The sequence below is a fragment of the Pseudomonas sp. MDT2-39-1 genome, from assembly GCF_054898085.1.
On the sequence record NZ_CM142716.1, the window covers coordinates 1,624,560 to 1,645,751 of the forward strand.

The 21,192-nt window shown below is 59.9% G+C and carries 20 protein-coding genes; 3 read left to right on the top strand and 17 right to left on the bottom strand.

Annotated elements, in window-relative coordinates; all coding sequences use genetic code 11:
- Nucleotides 1–51: 51 nt before the first annotated feature.
- The 4 genes from ACYZTM_RS08035 to ACYZTM_RS08050 all read right to left on the bottom strand — a co-directional run bounded on the left by ACYZTM_RS08035 (nucleotide 52) and on the right by ACYZTM_RS08050 (nucleotide 3,740).
- Nucleotides 52–912, bottom strand: a complete 861-nt coding sequence (locus ACYZTM_RS08035; RefSeq protein WP_461988022.1) for an efflux RND transporter periplasmic adaptor subunit — start codon at nucleotides 910–912, stop codon at nucleotides 52–54.
- A 10-nt stretch (nucleotides 913–922) separates the two neighbouring features.
- Nucleotides 923–1,129, bottom strand: coding sequence for a DUF1656 domain-containing protein (locus ACYZTM_RS08040; protein ID WP_008151119.1), 207 nt, complete (start codon nucleotides 1,127–1,129; stop codon nucleotides 923–925).
- Nucleotides 1,116–3,104, bottom strand: a complete 1,989-nt coding sequence (locus ACYZTM_RS08045; protein ID WP_461988024.1) for an FUSC family protein — start codon at nucleotides 3,102–3,104, stop codon at nucleotides 1,116–1,118. Before ACYZTM_RS08045 ends, ACYZTM_RS08040 begins: the two co-directional genes overlap by 14 nt.
- Nucleotides 3,105–3,272: 168 nt before the next feature.
- Complete coding sequence (locus tag ACYZTM_RS08050) at nucleotides 3,273–3,740, bottom strand: ferritin-like domain-containing protein (protein ID WP_461955350.1); 468 nt, start codon at nucleotides 3,738–3,740, stop codon at nucleotides 3,273–3,275.
- A 203-nt stretch (nucleotides 3,741–3,943) separates the two neighbouring features.
- Here ACYZTM_RS08050 and ACYZTM_RS08055 point away from each other — a divergent pair, with 203 nt between their 5' ends.
- On the top strand, nucleotides 3,944–4,180 hold the full coding sequence (locus ACYZTM_RS08055; RefSeq protein ID WP_007949456.1) for a DUF3820 family protein: 237 nt from the start codon (nucleotides 3,944–3,946) through the stop codon (nucleotides 4,178–4,180).
- A gap of 22 nt (nucleotides 4,181–4,202) precedes the next feature.
- Entirely contained in the window at nucleotides 4,203–5,384 is a 1,182-nt protein-coding gene (locus ACYZTM_RS08060; protein ID WP_461988026.1) for an aminotransferase class V-fold PLP-dependent enzyme, read from the top strand.
- 2 nt (nucleotides 5,385–5,386) lie between these two features.
- On the opposite strand, the gene ACYZTM_RS08065 is transcribed toward ACYZTM_RS08060, so the two are convergent.
- The 4 genes from ACYZTM_RS08065 to zwf form a co-directional block, all read right to left on the bottom strand.
- Nucleotides 5,387–6,112, bottom strand: coding sequence for an intradiol ring-cleavage dioxygenase (locus ACYZTM_RS08065; protein WP_461988028.1), 726 nt, complete (start codon nucleotides 6,110–6,112; stop codon nucleotides 5,387–5,389).
- A gap of 281 nt (nucleotides 6,113–6,393) precedes the next feature.
- Complete coding sequence (locus tag ACYZTM_RS08070; RefSeq protein WP_461955353.1) at nucleotides 6,394–7,059, bottom strand: bifunctional 4-hydroxy-2-oxoglutarate aldolase/2-dehydro-3-deoxy-phosphogluconate aldolase; 666 nt, start codon at nucleotides 7,057–7,059, stop codon at nucleotides 6,394–6,396.
- Nucleotides 7,060–7,076: 17 nt separating this feature from the next.
- On the bottom strand, nucleotides 7,077–7,790 hold the full coding sequence (gene pgl, locus ACYZTM_RS08075; protein WP_461988030.1) for a 6-phosphogluconolactonase: 714 nt from the start codon (nucleotides 7,788–7,790) through the stop codon (nucleotides 7,077–7,079).
- The gene (gene zwf / locus ACYZTM_RS08080; RefSeq protein ID WP_461988032.1) at nucleotides 7,777–9,246 is read right to left on the bottom strand and encodes a glucose-6-phosphate dehydrogenase; all 1,470 of its coding nucleotides are present in this window, start codon (nucleotides 9,244–9,246) and stop codon (nucleotides 7,777–7,779) included. The genes pgl and zwf overlap by 14 nt, the downstream gene beginning before the upstream one ends.
- A gap of 228 nt (nucleotides 9,247–9,474) precedes the next feature.
- Between zwf and ACYZTM_RS08085 the strand changes: the two genes are divergently transcribed.
- Entirely contained in the window at nucleotides 9,475–10,335 is an 861-nt protein-coding gene (locus ACYZTM_RS08085) for a MurR/RpiR family transcriptional regulator (RefSeq protein ID WP_178083825.1), read from the top strand.
- Nucleotides 10,336–10,478: 143 nt separating this feature from the next.
- Here the strand turns inward: ACYZTM_RS08085 and ACYZTM_RS08090 are convergent, their stop codons facing one another.
- The 9 genes from ACYZTM_RS08090 to ACYZTM_RS08130 form a co-directional block, all read right to left on the bottom strand.
- Nucleotides 10,479–11,333, bottom strand: a complete 855-nt coding sequence (locus ACYZTM_RS08090; RefSeq protein WP_131059767.1) for a D-hexose-6-phosphate mutarotase — start codon at nucleotides 11,331–11,333, stop codon at nucleotides 10,479–10,481.
- Nucleotides 11,334–11,440: 107 nt separating this feature from the next.
- Nucleotides 11,441–12,787: a carbohydrate porin gene (locus tag ACYZTM_RS08095; RefSeq protein WP_131059768.1), complete on the bottom strand. Its 1,347-nt coding sequence runs from the start codon at nucleotides 12,785–12,787 to the stop codon at nucleotides 11,441–11,443.
- A gap of 174 nt (nucleotides 12,788–12,961) precedes the next feature.
- The gene (locus tag ACYZTM_RS08100) at nucleotides 12,962–14,122 is read right to left on the bottom strand and encodes an ABC transporter ATP-binding protein (RefSeq protein WP_461988033.1); all 1,161 of its coding nucleotides are present in this window, start codon (nucleotides 14,120–14,122) and stop codon (nucleotides 12,962–12,964) included.
- A gap of 2 nt (nucleotides 14,123–14,124) precedes the next feature.
- Nucleotides 14,125–14,970: a carbohydrate ABC transporter permease gene (locus tag ACYZTM_RS08105; protein WP_033056821.1), complete on the bottom strand. Its 846-nt coding sequence runs from the start codon at nucleotides 14,968–14,970 to the stop codon at nucleotides 14,125–14,127.
- The gene (locus tag ACYZTM_RS08110; RefSeq protein ID WP_010457390.1) at nucleotides 14,963–15,871 is read right to left on the bottom strand and encodes a carbohydrate ABC transporter permease; all 909 of its coding nucleotides are present in this window, start codon (nucleotides 15,869–15,871) and stop codon (nucleotides 14,963–14,965) included. The genes ACYZTM_RS08105 and ACYZTM_RS08110 overlap by 8 nt, the downstream gene beginning before the upstream one ends.
- 155 nt (nucleotides 15,872–16,026) lie before the next feature.
- Nucleotides 16,027–17,328, bottom strand: a complete 1,302-nt coding sequence (locus ACYZTM_RS08115; RefSeq protein ID WP_131059770.1) for an ABC transporter substrate-binding protein — start codon at nucleotides 17,326–17,328, stop codon at nucleotides 16,027–16,029.
- A 117-nt stretch (nucleotides 17,329–17,445) separates the two neighbouring features.
- The gene (locus ACYZTM_RS08120; protein WP_131059771.1) at nucleotides 17,446–18,705 is read right to left on the bottom strand and encodes a D-mannose isomerase; all 1,260 of its coding nucleotides are present in this window, start codon (nucleotides 18,703–18,705) and stop codon (nucleotides 17,446–17,448) included.
- 262 nt (nucleotides 18,706–18,967) lie between these two features.
- Nucleotides 18,968–20,437, bottom strand: a complete 1,470-nt coding sequence (locus ACYZTM_RS08125; protein ID WP_461988036.1) for an ATP-binding protein — start codon at nucleotides 20,435–20,437, stop codon at nucleotides 18,968–18,970.
- On the bottom strand, nucleotides 20,427–21,155 hold the full coding sequence (locus ACYZTM_RS08130) for a response regulator (protein ID WP_131059773.1): 729 nt from the start codon (nucleotides 21,153–21,155) through the stop codon (nucleotides 20,427–20,429). The genes ACYZTM_RS08125 and ACYZTM_RS08130 overlap by 11 nt, the downstream gene beginning before the upstream one ends.
- Nucleotides 21,156–21,192: the final 37 nt, after the last annotated feature.

The following is a 21,192-nucleotide window of genomic DNA, read 5'->3' on the forward strand; positions in this document are numbered from 1 at the left end:
CTGCGATCTAATGTAGAAGTGAGCCTGCTCGCGAAGGGTGACATCTCGGTATCACTGCCCTTCGTGCACCTGCACACTCGCCGTCATCCCAGAACTCAAATTCATCCCTTCCGGCAACTTATCAATCTTGATCCGCACCGGAATCCGCTGCGCCAGCCTTACCCAGTTAAACGTCGGCTCCACCTCCGCCAGCAACTGCCCGTCCGGCGTAGTGTTACGATCGGTGATCCCGCGGCTGATGCTTTCCACATGCCCGTCCAGCGCTTCCCCCGCGCTCATCAACCAGACCTTCACCGGATCGCCGACACGAATCCGCGGCAACTTGGTTTCCTCGAAATAGGCCTGTACATAGAAGGTCGAATCATCGATCAACGCCATCACCGGTTGCCCGGCATGCACGTAATTGCCTTGGGCCAGACGCAGGTTGGTTATGTGGCCGCTGCGGGGCGCATGGACCTGGCTGCGCGCGAGATTGAGTTCGGCGACCTTGGCTTCCGCCTGAGCCTCACGCAATTCTCCACGAGCGATGCCGGCGTTGATTTGCGCGTTCTCGCGCAACTCGGCACTGATTGCTTGCGGTCCGAGGCTGGCGCGGCGACTGGCTTCGCGTTCGCGCAGATTGAGTTGCTGCTGGCGGGTCTGCACCACCGCCTGGACCTTCTCCAGCGCCGCTTCGAAACGATCACGATCGATGCTCAGCAACAGATCGCCAGCCTTGACCTGCTGGTTATCGAACGCCTTGAGTTCACGCACCCAACCCGAGACGTCCGGGGCGATCACCACCACGTCGGCGCGGATCCGCGCATCCCGGGTCCAGGGCGTGAGCATGTAGTACTGCCACAAATGGAAGCCGGCAAAGATCGCCACCGCCACCAGGCACAGGGTTACCGCGACACGTACGGGAGTACGCATTTTCAACTCCTTATAATGGTCCGAGGACGACGGTGATGAGGGTCAATACACAGACGTACAAGGCGCAATCAAACAGTGCTTCGTGCCAGATCCAACGGCCGACCGGTGTCAGGCGCAACAGCATGCGCAAGGCTCCGGTGACGAGCAGTGCCAGCAGCACATAAATCAGAAACGGACTGAGCAGCACGCCGCCCACCGACCACTCACGCAAGCCCATGGCTTTGCTCCTGTTGACGGCACCAGGCGCGCCAGCTGCTTTGCAATTGCAGCACAGCACCCTGGGCCAGTTTCACCGCGTCGCTGGGCGGCAACGCGTACAAGGCCTTCAAGAATTCTTCGCTGGGTTGTTCCAGCGCATCGGCGCAGTCGCCTGCGGGGCCGTGCTCGAGGACTTTTTCCAGCTGCTCGAGATAACGTCGCTGTGGCGCGCTGACCGGCGCCTGAGCCACCGCCAGACTCAACCGCAGATGCAGCAACTCATCGCCGATATCGAGACCGAGCAAGCCGTCATCCCAGCGGCTTCGCGCCGGTTCCGGCAACTCGGGATAGTGCCGCGCCAGTTGCAGCAAACGGTCGGCCATGCGCCCGCCGAACCAGCTTTCGGCACCGCGCAGGTTGCGTCGGGTCAGCCGTACCAGATCGTCGAGCGTCGCCGCCAGCAAGCGGCGGCCATGCCACACAGGGTTACGCAGGATCAGCAAATGAAACGCCAGTACCGCCGCGCCGACACCGACCACCATCGCCTGGGCGCTGTTGAAGAACGTGGCGACGTCGAATTTCATCGCGTTCAGCGGCGACACCAGCACGATGAAGTGCAGACAGAACGAAGTGGCCGTGGCGCCAATCTGCGGTTTGGCCATGCCCAGCGCACCGAGAAACAACGGCACGCCCATGCCCATGCACAGCAATGCAAATCCGCTCCATTGCGGCAACAGAATCTGCCCGACGAAGAACGCCGCTGGAATCGCCAGAAAAATCCCGCGCATAAAACTCATGCCAATCTGCGCACCGTTCTCGCGACTGGCAAACAGGCTGCACACCACGCAGGTCAGCACCAATGCTCCGGCCGCGGCGGGCCAGGCCGTCGCCAGCCAGAAGCACGACACCACCAGAAACGCCAAGGCACTGCGCGCGCCGAAAACCAGCGCCAATGACAGGTCGCGGTGCGGCGTCAGGGTGCGTGGCGGATCGACCGTTGCGCGGCCCTCCTCCACCGCTTTCAACGCCGCCGTCGCCGCTATTGCGGTATCGAGCAGCAAGGTGAAACGGGCCAGGCAATAACTCTGCGCGGAGCTGATGTGCGGATCATGGGAAGCATCGAGAAACCTCGGCCGCAACGCTTGCAGGGTCGAGGTATCGGCACCGCTGAGCGCAGCCTGAACCTCGGTCATCCAAGGCAACAGTTGCGCGGCTTCCTGTGGCACCAACTGCTTCCACTGCCGACGCACCGAACGGGCGATACGCAGCAGCATCAACAGCTTCTGACTCAAACCGCTGATGGCGCATGCGCGTTGCCGACCGAGGCCACCTTCAAACCAGGCATGCTCTCGCTGGGCATCGACGGCGACAATTCGTCCGAGGATTTCCAGCAAGCCTTTACGCGCCTGAGCATCGCCGGCCAGGGTGGCACGCGCAGCATTCATCCCGCTGTTCCAGGCGGCTCGTGCCTGATTCGCCAGTTGCCGCTCGACCCGCATCGGCCACAGCAACGCGCTGGCCGCCGTGGCGCAAAGGATGCCCAGACAGATTTCCGTACAGCGCGCCACGGCTTGGTCGAACACCGTCAATGGATGAGCAATGGCCGGCAACGCGATGATCGCCACCGTGTAACCGGCCAGCACAAAGGAATAGGACCAGGCACTGCGCAGCAACGTCGAACTCGCCGTACACAGCCCGAGCCACAACGCCAATGCCAGTAAAAACAGCCAGGGCGTCTGGGCGAACAAGCCCATGAACACCACCGACATGATCGTTCCGACCAGCGTACCCAACAGCCGCGCCAGCCCTTTCTGCACCACCATTCCGGACAGTGGCTGAGCGACGATGAACGCCGTCATCAGCGCCCAGGCGGGTTGCTCCAGACCCCAGCGCAATGCCAGCCACAGTGCCAGGCCGCCGCCGATCAGGGTCTTGATCGCGAACTGTAGTGCGCGGCGGTCCGGCGCGAATAACGCCTGCAAAGTGATAGGCACGAAAAGCACTCTTGAAAGGGCGACTTAACGATAGTCGGGTTCGTCTACGTCATTTGAATAGCCATTTGGAAAACAATTATTAGCTAGCTATCTAAAACCCGTCCAGCGTTAATTCCCGGGCACAAAAAAACGCCAGACTGGCTGGCGTTTTTGACAGGCCACGAGCGCTTAAGAGCGTGCGCGAGCCTGGTTACGCAGGGCTTTCACCTGATCGTGATTGCGTTGCACGCCGTGGTACTGACGTTCAACCATGTCACGAATGCCCACCAGGTTGTGCTTGTTGATTTTTTCCATGGCTTCTTTGTAAGCCTTCAGTGCATGGTCTTCACCGCGTTCGGCTTCGTTCAGCACGGCTTCTTCATCCTTGCCGGTGAACATCGCTTTCACATCGACCCAGCGACGGTGCAGGTCACCGCTGACGCTGGTGGAAGTTTCCGGATCGCCACCCATCGAACGCACGGCGCTCTGGAGTTCGGCAGCTGCGGTGGCGCAGTCAGTGGAGCGTTGCACGAACAGGGTTTTGAGTTCAGGGTGTTTGATGTCTTCAGCGCAAGTCTTGAACCCTTCCTGACCGTCTTTGCTGGTTTCAATCAGGTCGTTGAGTACAGAGATCGCTTCTTTATTCATGTCGGTCATTTTTCAATTCCTTGCGGGTTGATGAAAGATGCAATAGCTGTTGCACCCTGCATGCCAGCTTCGAACAGATAATTTACTCGTTACATTTCAACGACATAGGTTTAACGACGAAATCTGTATCCGCTTTTTTTGCATGATCTGTCAATTGGCCTGCATGCAGAATGCCTGTATTTTCCCGATCGAATGAATTCAGACGACCCATGATGAACCCAGAAAAACTCGAACTGTTGATCACCCGTGAAATGCCCTTCGGCAAATACAAGGGTCGAATCATTGCCGACCTGCCCGGCCAATACCTGAACTGGTTCGCCCGGGAAGGTTTCCCGCATGGCGAACTGGGCGGTTTACTGGCGCTGATGCAGGAGATCGATCACAACGGTCTGTCGGAACTGCTCGAACCACTGCGTGCCAAACACGGCAAACCTGCCCCGCGCCACTGAAATTGCCGAAACCGAGTAGCCCATGCCCGATAACACCCGTCGCGCCCGTGATGAACACTTCTGGAAGACCTTCGCCGACCGCTACGCTGTCGAACCCGGGCCTATCAACCTGGAAAACGGTTACTTCGGGCGCATGTCACGCACCGTGGTCGAGGAGTACCAGCGCAACATCGAGCTGATCAACCGCAGCAACTCGGTGCATGTGCGCCAGCGTTTCGAACAGGTCGAAAGCCTTAAGATCCGGGCACAGCTTGCCGGGATGATGGGCGTTCCCGCCGACACCGTGGCCCTCACCCGCAACGCCTCGGACGGATTGCAATCGCTGATCCGCAGTTACAATTGCCTTCAACCGGGCGATCAGGTGCTGATTTGCGATCTGGAGTACGACACGGTCAAAGGTGCAATGCGTTGGCTGGCCCGGCACCGCGGCGTGGAAGTGATCGAGATCGACCACGCGCATCCCGCCAGTTACGACAGCTTGGTGGCCACCTATCGCGACGCATTCGTGCGTTATCCAAAGCTCAAATTAATGGCCCTGACCCACGTCACCCACCGCACCGGACTGGTCATGCCGGTGCAGGCTATCGCTGCCGCCGCCAAGGAACACGGAATCGACGTGATCCTCGATGGCGCGCACGCCCTGGGCCAGATCGAGTTCAACCTGGATGAACTGGGCGTTTCTTTCGCCGGCTTCAACCTGCACAAGTGGATCGGCGCACCGCTGACGCTCGGCTTTATCTACATAGCCCCCGAGCGCCTGGCCGACATCGACCCGGACATGGGCGAGATGCATTTCCCGGTCACCGATATTCGCGCCCGCACGCCGTACAGCACGCCGAACATCCCTGCGCTGCTGACGCTGTCGCTGGTGTTCGAGGAGCATCTCGCCATGGGTGGGGCTGCGGCCAAGAGCACACGGCTCAACTACCTGCGCAACCGGTGGGTCAGCGCGGTTCGCGAGCTGTCGGGGATTGATGTCATGACACCCGATGACCCGCGACTGTATTGCGGCATTACCTCGATGCGCTTTACCCGTCATCCCGATCAACAGGCGATGGTCGAGCGGCTGCTCAGTGACTACAACCTGTTCACCGTGGTCCGCAGCGGCGCGGCGAGCGGGCCATGCATTCGCATTACGCCGGGGCTCACGACCACCGCTGCCGACATGGATTTGCTAGCCCGGGCGCTGACCGAACTGCGCTGACGTCATACCGTGTACTTGTCGAAGTCCTCCGGTTTGATTTGCGTCGACGCGGCGAAGGTATCGATACCGATGGTGGTGTGGCCGAAAAAGCCATCCTCGTTCGAGTCCCGACCGAGGGTGTGGACCGTTAATGTCGAGGCCTCGCCGCCCTGATGCCGGTAATGAACGTCTTCATTGTTGGTCAGCGGTGAGGAGGATCGGCCGTTGTACTCCCGGGCATTGAGCACCGAGCGCGAGGCGGGTTCGGGAAAGTACAGCTGGCCGACCCAGGCGACGTGTCGCTCGTCGAGGAAATTGTTGCCGGACGTGATGCGTACCGCGACATGAATGTGCATGGCTCGACCGGCATAGAACCCCGGGTAGATGGTGGTAAATCGCACCACGCCCTTTTTGTCGGCGAATTGCCCGCCACGCAGATAGGTGTCGTCGTCGGTGCGCGGGACCGAGCCGATGTCACCGACATCGACTTCCTTGTCCGGATTGATCTTGCTCCAGCCCGAATACGCACCGCGCGCATTGCAATGCCAGATGTCGACCAGGGCCCCGGTCACAGGCTGGCCGGTCATGGCATCGACAATCGTCAGTCGCAGCACCAAGGGAATGCCATCGGCGCTTTCGCTGATGTTGCGGCGAATCAGTTTCGGATTGCGGAAATACGGGCCGGCGATTTGCTCGGGAGACAGCAGGTAAACCGGGGGGGTGGGTGCAACGGAGTTGTTGTCGTCCATGACGTTCTCTCTTCCATAAGATGAACGCAGGTTAACGCTGGTCGCGCGGCGAGATGCGGTAACTATGTATCGCGTGATGTCCCCCTGTAGGAGCGAACGGTGCGGCGATCCGACTTGCTCGTGATGGCGGCGTTACATTCAATATCAATGTTGACTGGTCTGCCGCTATCGCGAGCAAGCTTCGCTCCTACAGGGGGATTCATCAGGCAAAAAAAACGGTGCACCGACCAAGCGCACCGTAAAGCCGTAGAACACACAACGAAGTGTTGGGTAAAAGCTGATCAGTCCAGCAGCGCCAGTGCCTCGGCGGTGCATTCCTGAATGCGGGCCCAGTCGCCGTTCTTGATCCACTCGGGATCAAGCATCCAGCTACCACCCACGCACATCACGTTTTTCAACGCCATGTAGCTCTTGATGTTGGCCGGGCTGACGCCGCCAGTCGGGCAGAATTTCACTTCACCGAAGGGGCCGCCGAGGGCCTTGATGGCGGCAACGCCACCGCTGACTTCCGCCGGGAACAGCTTGAAGCGGCGATACCCCAGACCATAACCTTCCATGATGCCGGAAGCGTTGCTGATACCTGGCAACAGCGGAATCGGGCTGTCGACGCTGGCTTCGAGCAGGTCACGGGTAATGCCCGGCGTGACAATGAACTGCGAGCCGGCGGCTTCGGCCGCGGCGAGCATGGTGCGATCCAGCACCGTACCGGCGCCGGTCACCAGCTCCGGACGCTGCTCACGCAGAATCTGGATGGCTTTGAGACCGAACTGCGAACGCAGCGTCACTTCCAGCGCTGTCAGGCCACCGGCGGCCAGGGCGTCGGCCAGTGGCAAAACGTCCTGTTCGCGCGCGATGGTGATGACCGGCAGGATCCGCGCCTTGGCGCAGAGGCTGTCGATCAGGGCAACTTTGTCCGCCATGGAAACGGTCGGGGATGTCATTGTCATAGCGGCTGATCCTTGGCTCATGGGCACCAGTAAATCTCTAACGTAGGTTGCAGAAACGCGCGAATCGGCATGGCGGCGACATCGTCACCGGCCAATGCGGCACTCAGGGTGGTCATCTTGGACTGACCGGAAATCGATAGAACGGTGGTCTTGGCCGAGGCCAGCAGCGCGCGGCTCATGGTCAGGCGCTGATGCGGCACGGTCGGCGCCAGCATCGGATAGCAACGACGTGTACCGTCGACTTTCAAGGCGTCGGCCAGGTTCGGGCTGTTGGGAAACAACGAAGCCGTGTGACCGTCATCGCCCATGCCGAGTATCAGCACGTCGATCGGCGGCAACTCGGCGAGCAAGCGGTCGGCCTGCTCGGCTGCCAGCTCAAGGTTCGCGGTGGCGCTGTAAAGGCTCAGAAACTGAGCCTTGGCCGCCGGGCCTTGCAGCAGATAACGCTTGAGCAGACCTGCGTTGCTGTCGGCATGCTCCACCGGCACCCAGCGCTCGTCGGCCAGGGTGATGACAACCTTGGACCAGTCCAGTTTCTGCTTGGCCAGGTTCTGGAAAAACGCTATGGGGCTGCGGCCACCGGACACCACCAGCGTCGCAGTGCCGCGAGCGTCGATGGCGTCACTCAGGTGCTTGGCCACATTCAGCGCCAAACCATCGGCCAGCAGCACCGGGCTCTTGAACTCATGGGCGCTGACGCCCTGAGGCAGTTGCAAATTAGATATCGCCATACCACGACCTCCCATCCCGCGTGATCAGAGCAATGGAGCTCATCGGTCCCCAGGACCCGGCCGCGTACGGCTTGGGCGCATCACCGGATTTTTTCCACCCGGCGATCAACTGGTCACACCACTTCCACGCAGCTTCGATTTCATCTTTACGGACAAACAGGTTCTGATTGCCGCGCATCACTTCCAGCAGTAACCGCTCGTAGGCATCGGGAATCCGCGCGCTGCGATAGGTGTCGGAAAAGTTCAGCTGCAACGGACCGCTGCGCAGCTGCATGCCCTTGTCCAGGCCTTGTTCTTTGGTCATCACGCGCAAGGAAATGCCTTCGTCCGGTTGCAGGCGGATAATCAGCTTGTTGCTGATTTGCAGGCGCTGCTCGGGGGCGAAGATGTAGTGCGACGGTTCCTTGAAGTGGATGACGATCTGCGACAGTTTCTGCGGCATGCGCTTGCCGGTACGCAAGTAAAACGGCACGCCGGCCCAGCGCCAGTTGCGGATGTCGGCACGCAGGGCGACGAAGGTTTCGGTGTCGCTCTGGGTGTTGGAATTCGGCTCTTCCAGGTAACCGGGAACCGATTTGCCTTCGCTGTAACCAGCGATGTACTGACCGCGCACGACCTGAGTGGTCAGGCCTTCCGGGCTGATCGGCGCCAGCGCCTTGAGCACTTTGACTTTCTCGTCACGAATACTGTCGGCGGACAGGTCGGCCGGCGGGTCCATGGCGATCAGGCAGAGCAGTTGCAGCAGGTGATTCTGGATCATGTCCCGCAGCTGACCGGCCTTGTCGAAATAGCCCCAGCGACCTTCGATCCCGACCTTCTCGGCCACGGTGATTTCCACGTGGGAGATGTAGTTCTGGTTCCACTGGGTTTCGAACAGGCTGTTGGCGAAACGCAGGGCGATCAGGTTCTGGACGGTCTCTTTGCCCAAATAGTGGTCGATGCGATAGGTGCGGTTCTCCGGGAAGAACTGCGCCACGGCGTCGTTGACCTTGCGCGAGGATTCCAGGTCCGAACCGATGGGTTTTTCCAGCACCACGCGGGTGTTTTCGGTCAGGCCGACCTTCGCCAGGTTCTCGCAGATCGCACCGTAAACAGCAGCCGGCGTGGCGAAGTAGGCAATCACACGCTGAGCGCTGCCAGCCATTTCGGCCAGGGCGACGTAATCGTCAGCCTTGAGAAAGTCGACATGCAGGTAGCTCAAACGTGCGAGGAAGCGTTCGACCACAGCTTCGTCCAGCTCTTTGGCACCCACGTAACGGCGCAGTTCGGAGGCGATGAACACCAGGTGTTCCTGCTGGCTGCCAGGCTCACGGGCCAGCGCGATAATGCGCGTATCCTCGTGCAAGAGGCCTGCGCCATCGAGTTGATAAAGGGCAGGAAACAGTTTGCGCAGGGCCAGATCGCCAAGGGCGCCGAACAAGGCAAAGGTGCACGGTTCAACCGTAATCGAAGGCATGATGTTTGTTCTTTTATCAAGTTAAGCTACAAATACCTTTTTTCAAGGCATCACTCAAGGGAAAATGTAGTAATAACCACAACATTTTCGCAAAATACAGATTCCGAGTGGTGGTCGGTCGGAGCCATCAGTAGGATAGGCCACCGTTACGGGCCGTATCAAAGGCCCAATTTGCATTAGCCGAACGCTTATTTGCGCTGCTGACCTAAGGAACATGAAATGGACCGCGTGCGAAATTTACTGGAACAGATCCAGAATCGCCTTGAAGACCTGAACAAGGCTGAACGCAAAGTCGCCGAAGTGATCCTGCTCAACCCACAGCAGGCCACCCGGTTCAGCATCGCCGCCCTCGCCCAGGCATCCAAGGTCAGCGAGCCGACGGTCAACCGTTTCTGCCGCTCGTTCGGCGTCAGCGGCTACCCGGAACTCAAGCTTCAGTTGGCCCAGAGTCTGGCCAGTGGCGCGGCCTATGTCAGCCGTGCGGTCGAGGCCGATGACAATCCTGAAGCTTATACGAAGAAGATTTTCGGCAGCGCCATCGCTTCTTTGGACAGTGCCTTGCAGGCGCTGGATCCGAACCTGATCAGCCGCGCCGTCGACCTGTTGATCCAGGCCCGGCAGATCCACTTCTTCGGCCTCGGCGCCTCAGCCCCGGTGGCGCTGGATGCGCAGCACAAGTTCTTCCGCTTCAACCTGGCCGTCACCGCCCATGCCGACGTGCTGATGCAGCGCATGATTGCGTCGGTGGCGCATACCGGCGAGTTGTTCGTGATCATTTCCTACACCGGCCGCACTCGTGAATTGGTGGAAGTGGCGCGTATCGCCCGTGAAAACGGCGCTTCGGTGCTCGGCTTGACCGCGGAGAACTCGCCGCTGGCCAAGGCCAGTACGTTGAGCCTGAACATTCCACTGCCGGAAGACACCGACATCTATATGCCGATGACGTCGCGGATCATTCAACTGACCGTGCTGGATGTGCTGGCGACCGGCATGACCTTGCGCCGGGGCGTGGATTTCCAGCCGCATTTGCGCAAGATCAAAGAGAGCTTGAATGCTAGCCGGTATCCGGTTGGGGATGAGTTTAACTAGCCCAGGATCTCTATTGCCTGTTCTGGCCTCTTCGCGGGCAAGCCTCGCTCCTACAGAATTTACGTCGACCACCGATTTCGCTGCCCACCGAAATCTGTAGGAGCGAGGCTTGCCCGCGAAGGCGTCAGTTGCAACACCGCGAGCTAAGCGCCAACCCTCGCTTGCAAACTCAAATGAGCCTTCTGCCCCGGCGCCAGGCTCAAACTGTCCGTCCCGCCACTCGCCGCCTCGACACACACAAACTCCGAAATCTCGTTCCAACTCACCCCCAGCAACGGCCGCGAGCCGGGATGCCAGACCACCGTGTCCGCATGGTCACCGGTATCAATACACAATTCCCGCTGCCAGGCATGGTCCTTGAGCTGCAATTCCCCGTCATGCTGGAACACCCGCTGACAGCCACCGTCGACCCTCAACTCGCCTTCCTGCTGGCAAACCTGACGGTTCAACTGGTCGTAACCCTGCGCACCGTCGAGCCCAGACAGCGCTATCTCACCGACATCACCAATACGCCAATAGGCATGCAACGCCTGACTTAATTGGCACGGCAGGCTGTCCTGATGCTCAGTGCTCAGGCGCAGATCCATGCGTTCGCCAAGGTGTGCGTGCAAGTCCACTTGCCAGTCGCAGAGTTGAAGCTGCCAATGCAGCCGCACCCCATCGTCGTCATGGCTGCTGTCGAGCAGCTTCCAGTCGATCAACCGCGCCCAGCCATGGGAAGGCCAGGCATTTTCGCTCGGATGACGGCCATACCACGGCCAGCACACCGGCACGCCGCCACGAATCGCGCCGACTTGCGGCCACTTCGCTGCGCACCAGAGCCAGGGTTTCTGGCCCTTTGGCTGGAAGTGCAGCAACTGCGCGCCCTGCCGACTGAACACCGCCTGACACAGCGGATGGTCGATCACCAGCACATCGCGCTTCTGATAGCGCTCCCACGCAAACACCGGACGTTCGCGCAAGGATTTGAAGAAGCGTTGTAGCGGATGCTCATGCATGTGCCACGGTCCTGAAAATCACCCGGGGTGCGCCGCCCCAAAAAAAAGCGGACAGCCAAGGCTGTCCGCAGAAATGCGCACATAGAGAGGAGCTTATCGCAACAGCGTTAGAACACCGACTGAATTTTCAGGCCGGCGACCAGCGCGTTATCGACTTCATCGACACCGCCCGGGTGAGTGATGTATTGCAGGTTAGGACGCACGGTCAGCCAGTTGGTAACGTGGAAGCCGTAGTTGATCTCGTAGTTGTACTCAGTGTTACGCAGCGGCGCGAACAGCGGGTCCTGATAGTCAGTGACATTGTTGGAGGCGTTGACCAGCTCTGAGTTTTTCTTCACGTCATCGTTGACATGGATACGGGCGGCACCGATACCGAAGTCATCCTTCGGACGTGCATCGAACGGGCCCTTGTACACCAGCATCAGCGACTGGTAGTTGTCGACGAAGTTGGTGTCCTTGTCGTGGAACGTCGCGTTGGCTGCGATGTTCAGACCGCGGGACGCGTCACCGTTGTGGCTGGTGAGTTGTTGCTGCGCCACGAACCAGTAACCGTGCTTGCTATCGTGGCTGCGATAGGCATTACCGCTGGTTGCTGCATCATTGCCATCGGCATCCTTACGGACGTCATCGGCATTGGCCGTGCTTTTGTAGTAACCGACACGGTATTCGCCCGGCAGGTTGCCAGGGTTAGGCAACCAGACCAGTTCGACCGGCAAGACGGTGCCCTTGGTGCCACTGCCGCTGAGCTTGAAGCCGTTGCCGTGCTCCAGTTGCGACGGGTTCTGGTTGTACGCGCCGATCTGCGCATAGAACTCAGGCGAGATGTTGTACTTCACGCGGACCGCAGCCTGCATGACCGGCCAGTTGTACCAGATGTTGGTGGCCCAGTTACCCGCTTGGGAACCGCAGAACGCCAGGTTCTGGAACTCGCAAGGGAAGGTGTTGAAGTCTTCGCCTTCGCCGAAGTAACCGGCTTTGACGTCCAGTTTGCCGTCGAGGAACTGGTGCTTGATCCACAACTGGGTCAGACGGACCATGTGGCCACGGCCGTAGACTTCCTGGGAGGAACTCAAGGTGCCGGCACGCGGGTCGCCGACACGGTCATTGGAGATGTTTTCGCCGTTACGGTTGGTGAACTGGACCTTGGCCTGGGTGTTATCCCAGCCCCAAAGCTTTTGCAGGTCCAGCGCCACGCCCAGACCAAACTGGTCGGCGTAACGCGCGGTCTTGTCGTTGTTGTAGCCACCGTGGAGGTTGCCGCCCACTTCACCGACATAGTCCATCTTGATGTCGATGCCCTGCTCGATCAGCTTGGTCCGCTCGCCCCCCCAATCACCGGTCATCCATTCGGAATCGGCGCTGAACGCGTCAGCCGCTTGCACACTACCGGCCAGCATCATGGCCGCAACGGCTGACAACTGGCAGATAAGCTGAGCGTTGTTCTTCTTCTTCATCCCTACATCCTCGTTTTATTGTTATTAACTGTTTTTATTTAACGCGGTTACATCAGGTGCGGAGAGCGACAGGCCGCTCACCGCATATCCCCCCCTGTAGGAGCCAGGCTTGCCGGCGAAGGCGTCCCTGAAATCGCCTTCGCCGGCAAGCCTGGCTCCTACAGTTTTTTATCTTCAGCGGCTTTTGAATTGGGTGACGTTGGCGCTGTGAGTCTCGGTTTTAGGCTGACCGGCCACCCCCAGGCGTTCACCGGTCTTGGCATCAAACAACAGCACTTTCGATGGATCGAATTGCAGGGTCAGGGTCTCGCCCACGTTGGGCGCGACGTCCGGTGCCAGGCGGCAACAGACTTTGGTTTCATTGAGATTGACGAACACCAAGGTGTCGGGCCCGGTCGGTTCGGTGACCTGGACTTCGGCGCGAATGGTCGGCAAACCATTGGGCTCGCCGTTCGCCAGCACGATCTGTTCCGGGCGCAGGCCGAGGATCACTTCGCGGTCTTCAAGGCCGGCGTCCTGCATGCCCATTGGCAATTCGCAGCGCGCCTGACCACTGTCGAGCAGTGCCACCAGACGGCCGTCCTTGCGCTGCAAACGCAGGGGGATGAAGTTCATCGGCGGCGAGCCGATGAAGCTCGCCACGAACAGGTTGGCCGGGTTGTTGTAGATGTCTTTCGGCGTACCAAACTGCTGGATGATCCCGTCCTTCATCACCGCCACTTTGTCGCCCAGGGTCATCGCTTCGATCTGGTCGTGGGTCACGTAGACCGTGGTGGTTTTCAGGCGCTGGTGCATCAGTTTCATTTCGGTGCGCATCTCGACACGCAGCTTGGCGTCGAGGTTGGACAGCGGTTCGTCGAACAGGTAAATCTTCGGCCGACGCGCCAGGGCACGGCCCATGGCCACGCGCTGTTGCTGACCACCGGAGAGCTGGCCGGGTTTGCGGTTGAGCAGGTGTTCGATCTGCAGCAGCTTGGACACCCGCGCCACTTCCGCTTCGATGTCGGCGGCGGGCATTTTGCGGATCGTCAAGCCAAAGGCGATGTTCTCGCGCACGCTCATGGTCGGGTACAGCGCGTAGGACTGGAACACCATGGCGATGTCGCGGTCTTTGGGGCTCATGCCGCTGACGTCCTGATCACCGATCATGATCGCGCCGCCGGTGATGGTCTCAAGGCCGGCGATGCAATTCATCAGGGTCGACTTGCCGCAACCCGAAGGCCCGACAAGAATCAGGAACTCACCGTCCTTGATCGACAGTTCGATGTTCTTGAGGGTGTCCGGCAGGCCGGGGCCATAGGTCTTGTTTACATTGCGAAGTTCGAGCGTAGCCATGATTACCCCTTGACTGCGCCGGCCGTCAGCCCGCGCACGAAATACTTGCCTGCGACCACATAGACCAGCAGGGTCGGCAGCCCGGCGATCATCGCCGCCGCCATATCAACGTTGTATTCCTTGGCCCCGGTACTGGTGTTGACCAAGTTGTTCAACGCCACCGTAATGGGTTGCGAATCACCGCTGGAGAACACCACGCCGAACAGGAAGTCGTTCCAGATCTGGGTGAACTGCCAGATCAGGCAGACCATGATGATCGGGGTGGACATCGGCAGGATGATCAAGCGGAAGATGGTGAAGAAACCGGCGCCATCGAGACGCGCCGCCTTCACCAGCGCATCGGGAACGCTGACGTAGTAGTTACGGAAGAACAGCGTGGTGAACGCCAGGCCGTAGACCACGTGCACGAACACCAGGCCCGTGGTGGTGCTGGCCAGGCCCATCTTGCCGAGGGTGAACGAGGCCGGCAGCAGGACGGTCTGGAACGGCAGGAAGCAACCGAACAGCAGCAAACCGAAGAACAACTGCGAGCCACGGAAGCGCCACATCGACAGCACGTAGCCGTTCAGCGCACCGATGGCGGTGGAGATCATCACGGCCGGGACAGTGATCTTGATCGAGTTCCAGAAATACCCGTCGACCGTGCCCCAGGCCTTGACCCAGCCAATGCCGCTGACCACGGTCGGCCAGCTCAAAAGGTTGCCGGAGTTGATGTCTTCCGGGGTCTTGAAACTGGTCAACAGCATGACCACCAGCGGTATCAGGTAAAGGAATACCGCAAGGATCAGCACGCCATAGATCGCGATGCGACTCAGGCTGATGGAAGGTTTGGCAGCGAAACTAGTCATGACGCTTGGTCCTCAGCTCGGAGTACAGGTAAGGCACGATGATTGCGAGAATCGCACCGAGCATCAGAATCGCACTGGCCGAGCCCATGCCCATCTGGCCGCGGCTGAAGGTGAAGGAATACATGAACATCGCGGGCAAGTCGGAGGAGTAACCCGGTCCGCCGGCGGTCATTGCCGCCACCAGGTCGAAACTCTTGATCGCGATGTGGGCCAGGATCATGACTGCGCTGAAGAACACCGGGCGCAGGCTGGGCAACACCACTTTCAGGTAAATGCGCGGCATGCTCGCGCCATCGATCTGGGCGGCACGGATGATCGATTGATCAACGCCACGCAAACCAGCGAGAAACATCGCCATGATGAAGCCCGAGGCTTGCCATACCGCAGCGATTACCAGGCAATACACGACGCGATCCGGGTCGATCAGCCAGTCCAGACGAAAGCCTTCCCAGCCCCAGTCACGTAGCAATTTGTCCAGGCCCATGCCCGGGTTGAGCAGCCACTTCCAGGCAGTACCGGTGACGATCATCGAGAGCGCCATCGGGTACAGGTAAATGGTGCGAATGAAACCTTCGCGACGAATACGCTGATCAAGAAACACTGCCAGCAGCACACCGATCACCAGGGTGATGCCGATGAACATGCCGCCGAAAACCGCCAGGTTCTTGCTCGCTACCCACCAACGGTCGTTGTCGAACAGCCGCTGGTACTGTGCCAGACCCGCCCATTTGTAAGTCGGCAGGAAGGTCGACGTGGTGAACGACAGGATGAACGTCCACAGGATATAGCCATAGAAGCCCACCAGGACGATGAACATGCTGGGCGCCAGCACCAGTTTGGGGAGCCAGCGCTGCAGTGCATCGAACGGCGAGGCCTTGCTGAACACAGCAACAGAACTCATGGGGAAATCCCGTACGAAGAGAAAAGGATTACAAGCGCTTTCCCTTGTGGGAGCGAGCTTGCCCGCGAGGGCGTCGTGTCAGTTGATACATCTGTTACCTGACACACCGCTTTCGCGAGCAAGCCCGCTCCCACAGGGGCCTGCGCGGCTAACGGTTACTTGGCAGCTTTGACGGCAGTGCCCAGTTGCTTGGCGGCAGTCGCAGGATCGGCTTTCGGATCGTTGATGAAGTTGGTCACCACATCAAAGAACGCGCCTTGCACCGCCAACGTGGTCGCCATGTTGTGCGCCATGCTCGGTTGCAGGCCGCCGGACTTGGCGTCCGCCAGGAAGTCCTTGGCAGCGGTCTGGGCGCAGGAGTCGAAACCGTACTTGCCCATGTCGCTCAGCATGTCGATTCGAACCGGAATCGAGCCCTTGTTGATGCTGAAGACTTTCTGGAAGTTCTCACCCAGCACGACCTTGGCAATGTCCTGCTGAGCGGCAGCAGTGCCCTTGTCTTTCTGCTTGAACACGGCCAGGGAGTCGATGTTGTAGGTGAAGGCCTTGTCGGTGCCCGGGAAGGCTACGCACTCGTAGTCCTTGCCAGCGACTTTCTTGGCCGCTGTCCACTCGCTCTTGGCCCAGTCACCCATGATCTGCATGCCGGCCTTGCCGTTGATGACCTTGGCCGCTTCCAGGTTCCAGTCCTGGCCCTTGCCGTCGGCGTCCATGTAGGTCGCGACTTTCTTCAGTTCGGTCAGCGCCTTGACCATTTCAGGACCGGTCAGTGCAGCGTTGTCCAGGTCTACCAGAGCTTTCTTGTAGCCGTCGACGCCCATGACCGAAAGGACCACCGCTTCGAACACGGTGCTGTCCTGCCAAGGCTGGCCGCCGTGGGCAAGGGCAATGAAGCCCGCTGCCTTGAGCTTGTCACCGGCTGCGTAGAATTCCTCAAGGGTGGTTGGCGCTTTCTCGATGCCGGCTTTCTTGAAGACTTCCGGGTTGATCCACAGCCAGTTGACGCGGTGAATGTTCACCGGCACGGCCACGTAGTCACCCTCATACTTCACGGTATCGGAGACTTTCTTGTCGAGCAGGCTGTCCCACTTCTCTGTTTTGGCAGCGTCTTTCAAGACGTCGGTGTCGAGCAGACCGGTAGACGCCCATTCCTGAATGTCCGGGCCTTTGATCTGCGCTACGCCCGGCGGGTTACCGGCAACGGCGCGGCTTTTGAGTACGGTCATGGCCGTAGCACCGCCACCACCGGCGACTGCACCGTCCTTCCAGGTGAAACCGTCTTTTTCGACTTGGGCCTTGAGGACATCGACGGCAGCTTTTTCGCCACCAGAGGTCCACCAGTGAACGACTTCTACCGAACCTTTGGAATCGGCGGCAAGCGCACTGACAGGGAATGCAGAAACAGGGAGCAATGAGGCAAGAGAAATGACAGTAGCGAGGCGAGAAATCGCATTCATCTAGAATTACCTTTCTTGTTGTTATGCATGCAAGTCTGGTGCTTGCGCTGCATAGGATTTTAAACAGGAGTTATCCCCTCGCAGGTAACGAAGGGACGCTTAAATGTCACCACATGGTTACACAGGAGCGCTCTGGGACTTCTGCCCCAAGGCAGTCGCCATGCTCGGAGCCAACGGCAGGCGCGGAATCAGAACGGCTTGCCAAGCGTGATACAGATCGGGTTTGCCGGCCCAGATATCGGCGCTCGGGCGGTTTTGCGGATCGAGTTCATGGTGCCAACTGCCATCGCAGCGGTCGATGAAATGACTGTCACAGAATTCCCAGAACAGTCGGTACCAGGTTTCGTATTGCTCGTCGCCCGTGCGTTTAAGCAGCGCGCTGGCGGCAGCGCTGGCTTCGCAATGGGTCCAGTGCAAGCGATGACGAACCACCGCTCGATTATCCCAGTCCAGGGTGTAGACAATCCCGGGCAGCCCGTCGACATCCCAGCCGTGACGGCAATTGTGATCGAAGAGTTTCTGCGCGTCGGTGGCCAGCCAACCCGGCGTGAGCATCCCGGCCTGAACCCGCGCGGCTTCGAGGTGCAGCAACAGCCGCGCCCATTCGAAACCGTGACCTGGCGTGGTGCCGTAGGGGCGGAAGCCGTCGGCCGGGTTGTCATGGTTGTACTCGCGCAGCGGTTGCCAGTCGCGATCGAAATGCTCGACCACCAGGTAATCGTTGGCGGCAGCGTGAACATGAATCACTCGTTCAACGATGCGTTGAGCGCGGCACAGCCAGCGGTTGTCTTCGGTGACATCGGCCAAGGCGAGAAAGGCTTCGGTGGCGTGCATGTTGCTGTTGGCGCCGCGGTAGGCTTCTTCGCCGCTCCAGTCGCGATCAAAGGATTCGCGCATGGCACCCTCCTCCTCGCTCCAGAAGTGCGTGTCGATGATATTTATCGCATCGTCGAGCAACGCTTGTGCACCAGGGCGCCGGGCGACCACTGCGGAACTGGCGGCCAGCGCAACGAAGGCATGCAGGTAAGCGGCCTTACCGGTGTTGCCGTCGCGATGATGGGCGACTGCAAACCAGCCACCGTGTTCGGCATCGCGTAACGGGCCGCTGAGCGCTTTTATGCCGTGATCGACCAGCTCGGCAAAACCCGGCAAGCCCTGGATGTGCGCCATGGCGAAGCTGTGGGTCATGCGTGCGGTGTTCATGGTTTCGGCTTGGGCGTTGGCCGCCAGGCGGCCCTTTTCGTCGAGATTGCCGAAGCCTTCGGCAAGCTTTGAAGCCTTGGCAAACGCCAGCAGGCGCAAGCCTTCGGCGGCGAGCCATTGCTGGTGGGCAGGTGCGTTGAGCCAACTGCTGAAAGCAGGTTGGAAGGTGTCCATGGGGTGCCTTTTTTGTTGTTATGACTGGGGGCAGTCTAAACAACGGGCGGGGGCGGGCTTGTAACGAAGGGGGCGAGTTATGTCACTGGATTGTGACATTCACCCCGATTCTGTGGCGAGTGATGACCTGTGGTGAGGGGATTTATCCCCGTTCGGCTGCGAAGCAGTCGTAAAAAACTGCCACCTCTTTTCTTCAGGTAAACCGCGGTGACTGTTTTGGGAGCGCTTCGCACTCCAACGGGGATAAATCCCCTCGCCACAGCTAATCAACACTACGCGGCAACTGCAACGTCACACGCAACCCGCCTTCACGCAGGTTTTGCAGGCTGACCTCACCGCCATGGCTGTGCGCAATGTTGCGCGCAATCCCCAGGCCCAAGCCATAACCCTGCTGCTGCCCGGCCAGCCGGAAGTGCGGCTCGAACACCTGCTCCATCCGCTGCTCCGGCACGCCCGGCCCTTCATCATCGACATGCAGGATGAAGGCGCTCTCGTCGTCATCGATATGCAAATGTGCGTTCTGCCCATACTTCAACGCGTTGTCGATCAGGTTGCCGATGCAACGCTTGAGCGCCAGCGGTTTGCCCGGGTACGCCGCCAGCGCCCGGCCCTGCTGAGTCACACGACCATTGCCGTTGGGCGCCAGATACGGCTCCACCAGACAGTCGAGCACATGATTGAGGTCCACCGGCTCGATGTTTTCGTGGATGTCAGTGTCTTTCACGCATTGCAGCGCGCCTTTGACCAGCAGCTCCAATTCATCCAGATCGCGGCCGAACTTGGCTTGCAGCTGTTCGTCTTCGAGCAATTCGACCCGCAGCCGCAGCCGGGTGATCGGCGTGCGCAAGTCGTGGGAGATGGCGCTGAACAACTGGCTGCGCTCGGTCAGGTAGCGGCTGATGCGTTCGCGCATCGCATTGAAGGCGCGGCCCACTTCGACCACTTCACTGCCGCCGCCCTCGGCCATCGGCTCGACTTCGGCACCGAGAGACATGTCCCGCGCCGCCCGCGCCAAACGCTTGAGCGGACGGCTCTGCCAGTGCACCAGCAGGCCGATGAACAACAGCAAGAAACCGCTGGTGAGGACGATGAACCAGACTTGCTGCGCCGGCAGGCCTTGCTCTTCAAGACTGGTGTAAGGCTCGGGCAAGAGCGAGGCGATGTACAGCCACTCGCCCGGCGCCATTTGGATTTGCGTGACCAGCACGGGCGGGTTCACCGGCTCCAGGGTGAGCGCGTAATGCGCCCATGAGCGCGGCAATTCATCGAGTTTCAGCCCGCTGTTGAAGATCCGCAGGTCTTCGGGGCTGACGAAGGTCACCGAAATATCCGTGTCTTGGCCGAGAGACTCGCGCAACACCTGGTCCACCGCCTTGAGCACGGCTTCCTTGCGCGGGGTGATAGGCAGCACTTCCATGCCCAAGGGCTTGTCGTTGAGCGTCACCACGAAACGGGTGCCGCCCATGCTGCGCAATTGATCGAGCACCAATGGACGAAATGCGACCGGCAGCGAGCGAAAGTAACTGACGCTGGCCGTCATCGAATGGGCGAGGCTGCGGGCACTGGTGACCAGGCCTTCGAGCTGGGTGGCGCGCAGTTGCGACACCCAGATCACGCTCGACAACGTCTGCGCGAACAACACGGCCAACAGAGTCAGCAGCAACATGCGCCCGAGCAGCGAACGCGGCACCGGCACGCGAGCGGCGAGCGTGCGGAAAAACTCAGTGGCCATTGCTGGCAACCACATTGGCTGCCAGTTGGTAGCCGCTGCCGCGCACGGTACGGATCAGTCGCGGCGGCTTTTCGGTATCGCGCAGACGCTGACGCAAACGGCTGACCGCCATGTCGACGATGCGATCAAGCGGCATCAAATCGCGGCCTCGGGTGGCGTTGCCGATGGTGTCGCGATCGAGGATTTCCTGAGGATGATCGAGAAACAGTTTCAGCAGCGCAAAATCGGCGCCTGAGAGAATCACTTCTTCACCGTCGATGTGGAACAACCGGTGACTGACCATGTCCAGCCGCCAGTCGTCGAACGCCAGCACTTCACCGCCGGAGCGCTCCTGACCGAACTGGGCGCGGCGCAAAAGGGCCTTGATGCGTGCCTGCAATTCACGGGGGCTGAAGGGTTTGCCGAGGTAATCGTCGGCGCCCAGCTCCAGGCCGATAACGCGGTCGGCCTCGTCGGAGCTGGCGGTGAGCATGATGATCGGCACCTGCGCCTGGCGCGGGTGCTGGCGAATCCAGCGGCAGAGGCTGAAACCGTCTTCGTCCGGCAGCATCACGTCGAGGATCACCAGATCGCTCGGCGCTTCATTCATCGCTTGGCGAAAGCCTGCGCCATCGGGCGTGGTACGGACCTGGAAACCGGCGCGGGTCAGGTAGGTGTCCAGCAACTCGCGTATCTCTTGATCGTCATCGACCAACAAAATCGACCTGACTGAGCTCACGGGGCGGCGTCCTTGTTGTTGGAATTGGGCGGATTAT

Bases quoted from the DNA above. Each gene is read 5' to 3' on its own strand.
- ACYZTM_RS08110 (WP_010457390.1), bottom strand. From the start codon at position 15,871: ATGAGTTCTGTTGCTGTGTTCAGCAAGGCCTCGCCGTTCGATGCACTG.
- zwf (WP_461988032.1), bottom strand. From the start codon at position 9,246: ATGCCTTCGATTACGGTTGAACCGTGCACCTTTGCCTTGTTCGGCGCC.
- ACYZTM_RS08100 (WP_461988033.1), bottom strand. From the start codon at position 14,122: ATGGCTACGCTCGAACTTCGCAATGTAAACAAGACCTATGGCCCCGGC.
- ACYZTM_RS08055 (WP_007949456.1), top strand. From the start codon at position 3,944: ATGAACCCAGAAAAACTCGAACTGTTGATCACCCGTGAAATGCCCTTC.
- ACYZTM_RS08060 (WP_461988026.1), top strand. From the start codon at position 4,203: ATGCCCGATAACACCCGTCGCGCCCGTGATGAACACTTCTGGAAGACC.
- ACYZTM_RS08050 (WP_461955350.1), bottom strand. From the start codon at position 3,740: ATGACCGACATGAATAAAGAAGCGATCTCTGTACTCAACGACCTGATT.
- ACYZTM_RS08095 (WP_131059768.1), bottom strand. From the start codon at position 12,787: ATGAAGAAGAAGAACAACGCTCAGCTTATCTGCCAGTTGTCAGCCGTT.
- ACYZTM_RS08065 (WP_461988028.1), bottom strand. From the start codon at position 6,112: ATGGACGACAACAACTCCGTTGCACCCACCCCCCCGGTTTACCTGCTG.
- ACYZTM_RS08070 (WP_461955353.1), bottom strand. From the start codon at position 7,059: ATGACAATGACATCCCCGACCGTTTCCATGGCGGACAAAGTTGCCCTG.
- ACYZTM_RS08035 (WP_461988022.1), bottom strand. From the start codon at position 912: ATGCGTACTCCCGTACGTGTCGCGGTAACCCTGTGCCTGGTGGCGGTG.
- ACYZTM_RS08120 (WP_131059771.1), bottom strand. From the start codon at position 18,705: ATGGACACCTTCCAACCTGCTTTCAGCAGTTGGCTCAACGCACCTGCC.
- ACYZTM_RS08090 (WP_131059767.1), bottom strand. From the start codon at position 11,333: ATGCATGAGCATCCGCTACAACGCTTCTTCAAATCCTTGCGCGAACGT.
- ACYZTM_RS08040 (WP_008151119.1), bottom strand. From the start codon at position 1,129: ATGGGCTTGCGTGAGTGGTCGGTGGGCGGCGTGCTGCTCAGTCCGTTT.
- ACYZTM_RS08115 (WP_131059770.1), bottom strand. From the start codon at position 17,328: ATGAATGCGATTTCTCGCCTCGCTACTGTCATTTCTCTTGCCTCATTG.
- ACYZTM_RS08125 (WP_461988036.1), bottom strand. From the start codon at position 20,437: ATGGCCACTGAGTTTTTCCGCACGCTCGCCGCTCGCGTGCCGGTGCCG.
- pgl (WP_461988030.1), bottom strand. From the start codon at position 7,790: ATGGCGATATCTAATTTGCAACTGCCTCAGGGCGTCAGCGCCCATGAG.
- ACYZTM_RS08105 (WP_033056821.1), bottom strand. From the start codon at position 14,970: ATGACTAGTTTCGCTGCCAAACCTTCCATCAGCCTGAGTCGCATCGCG.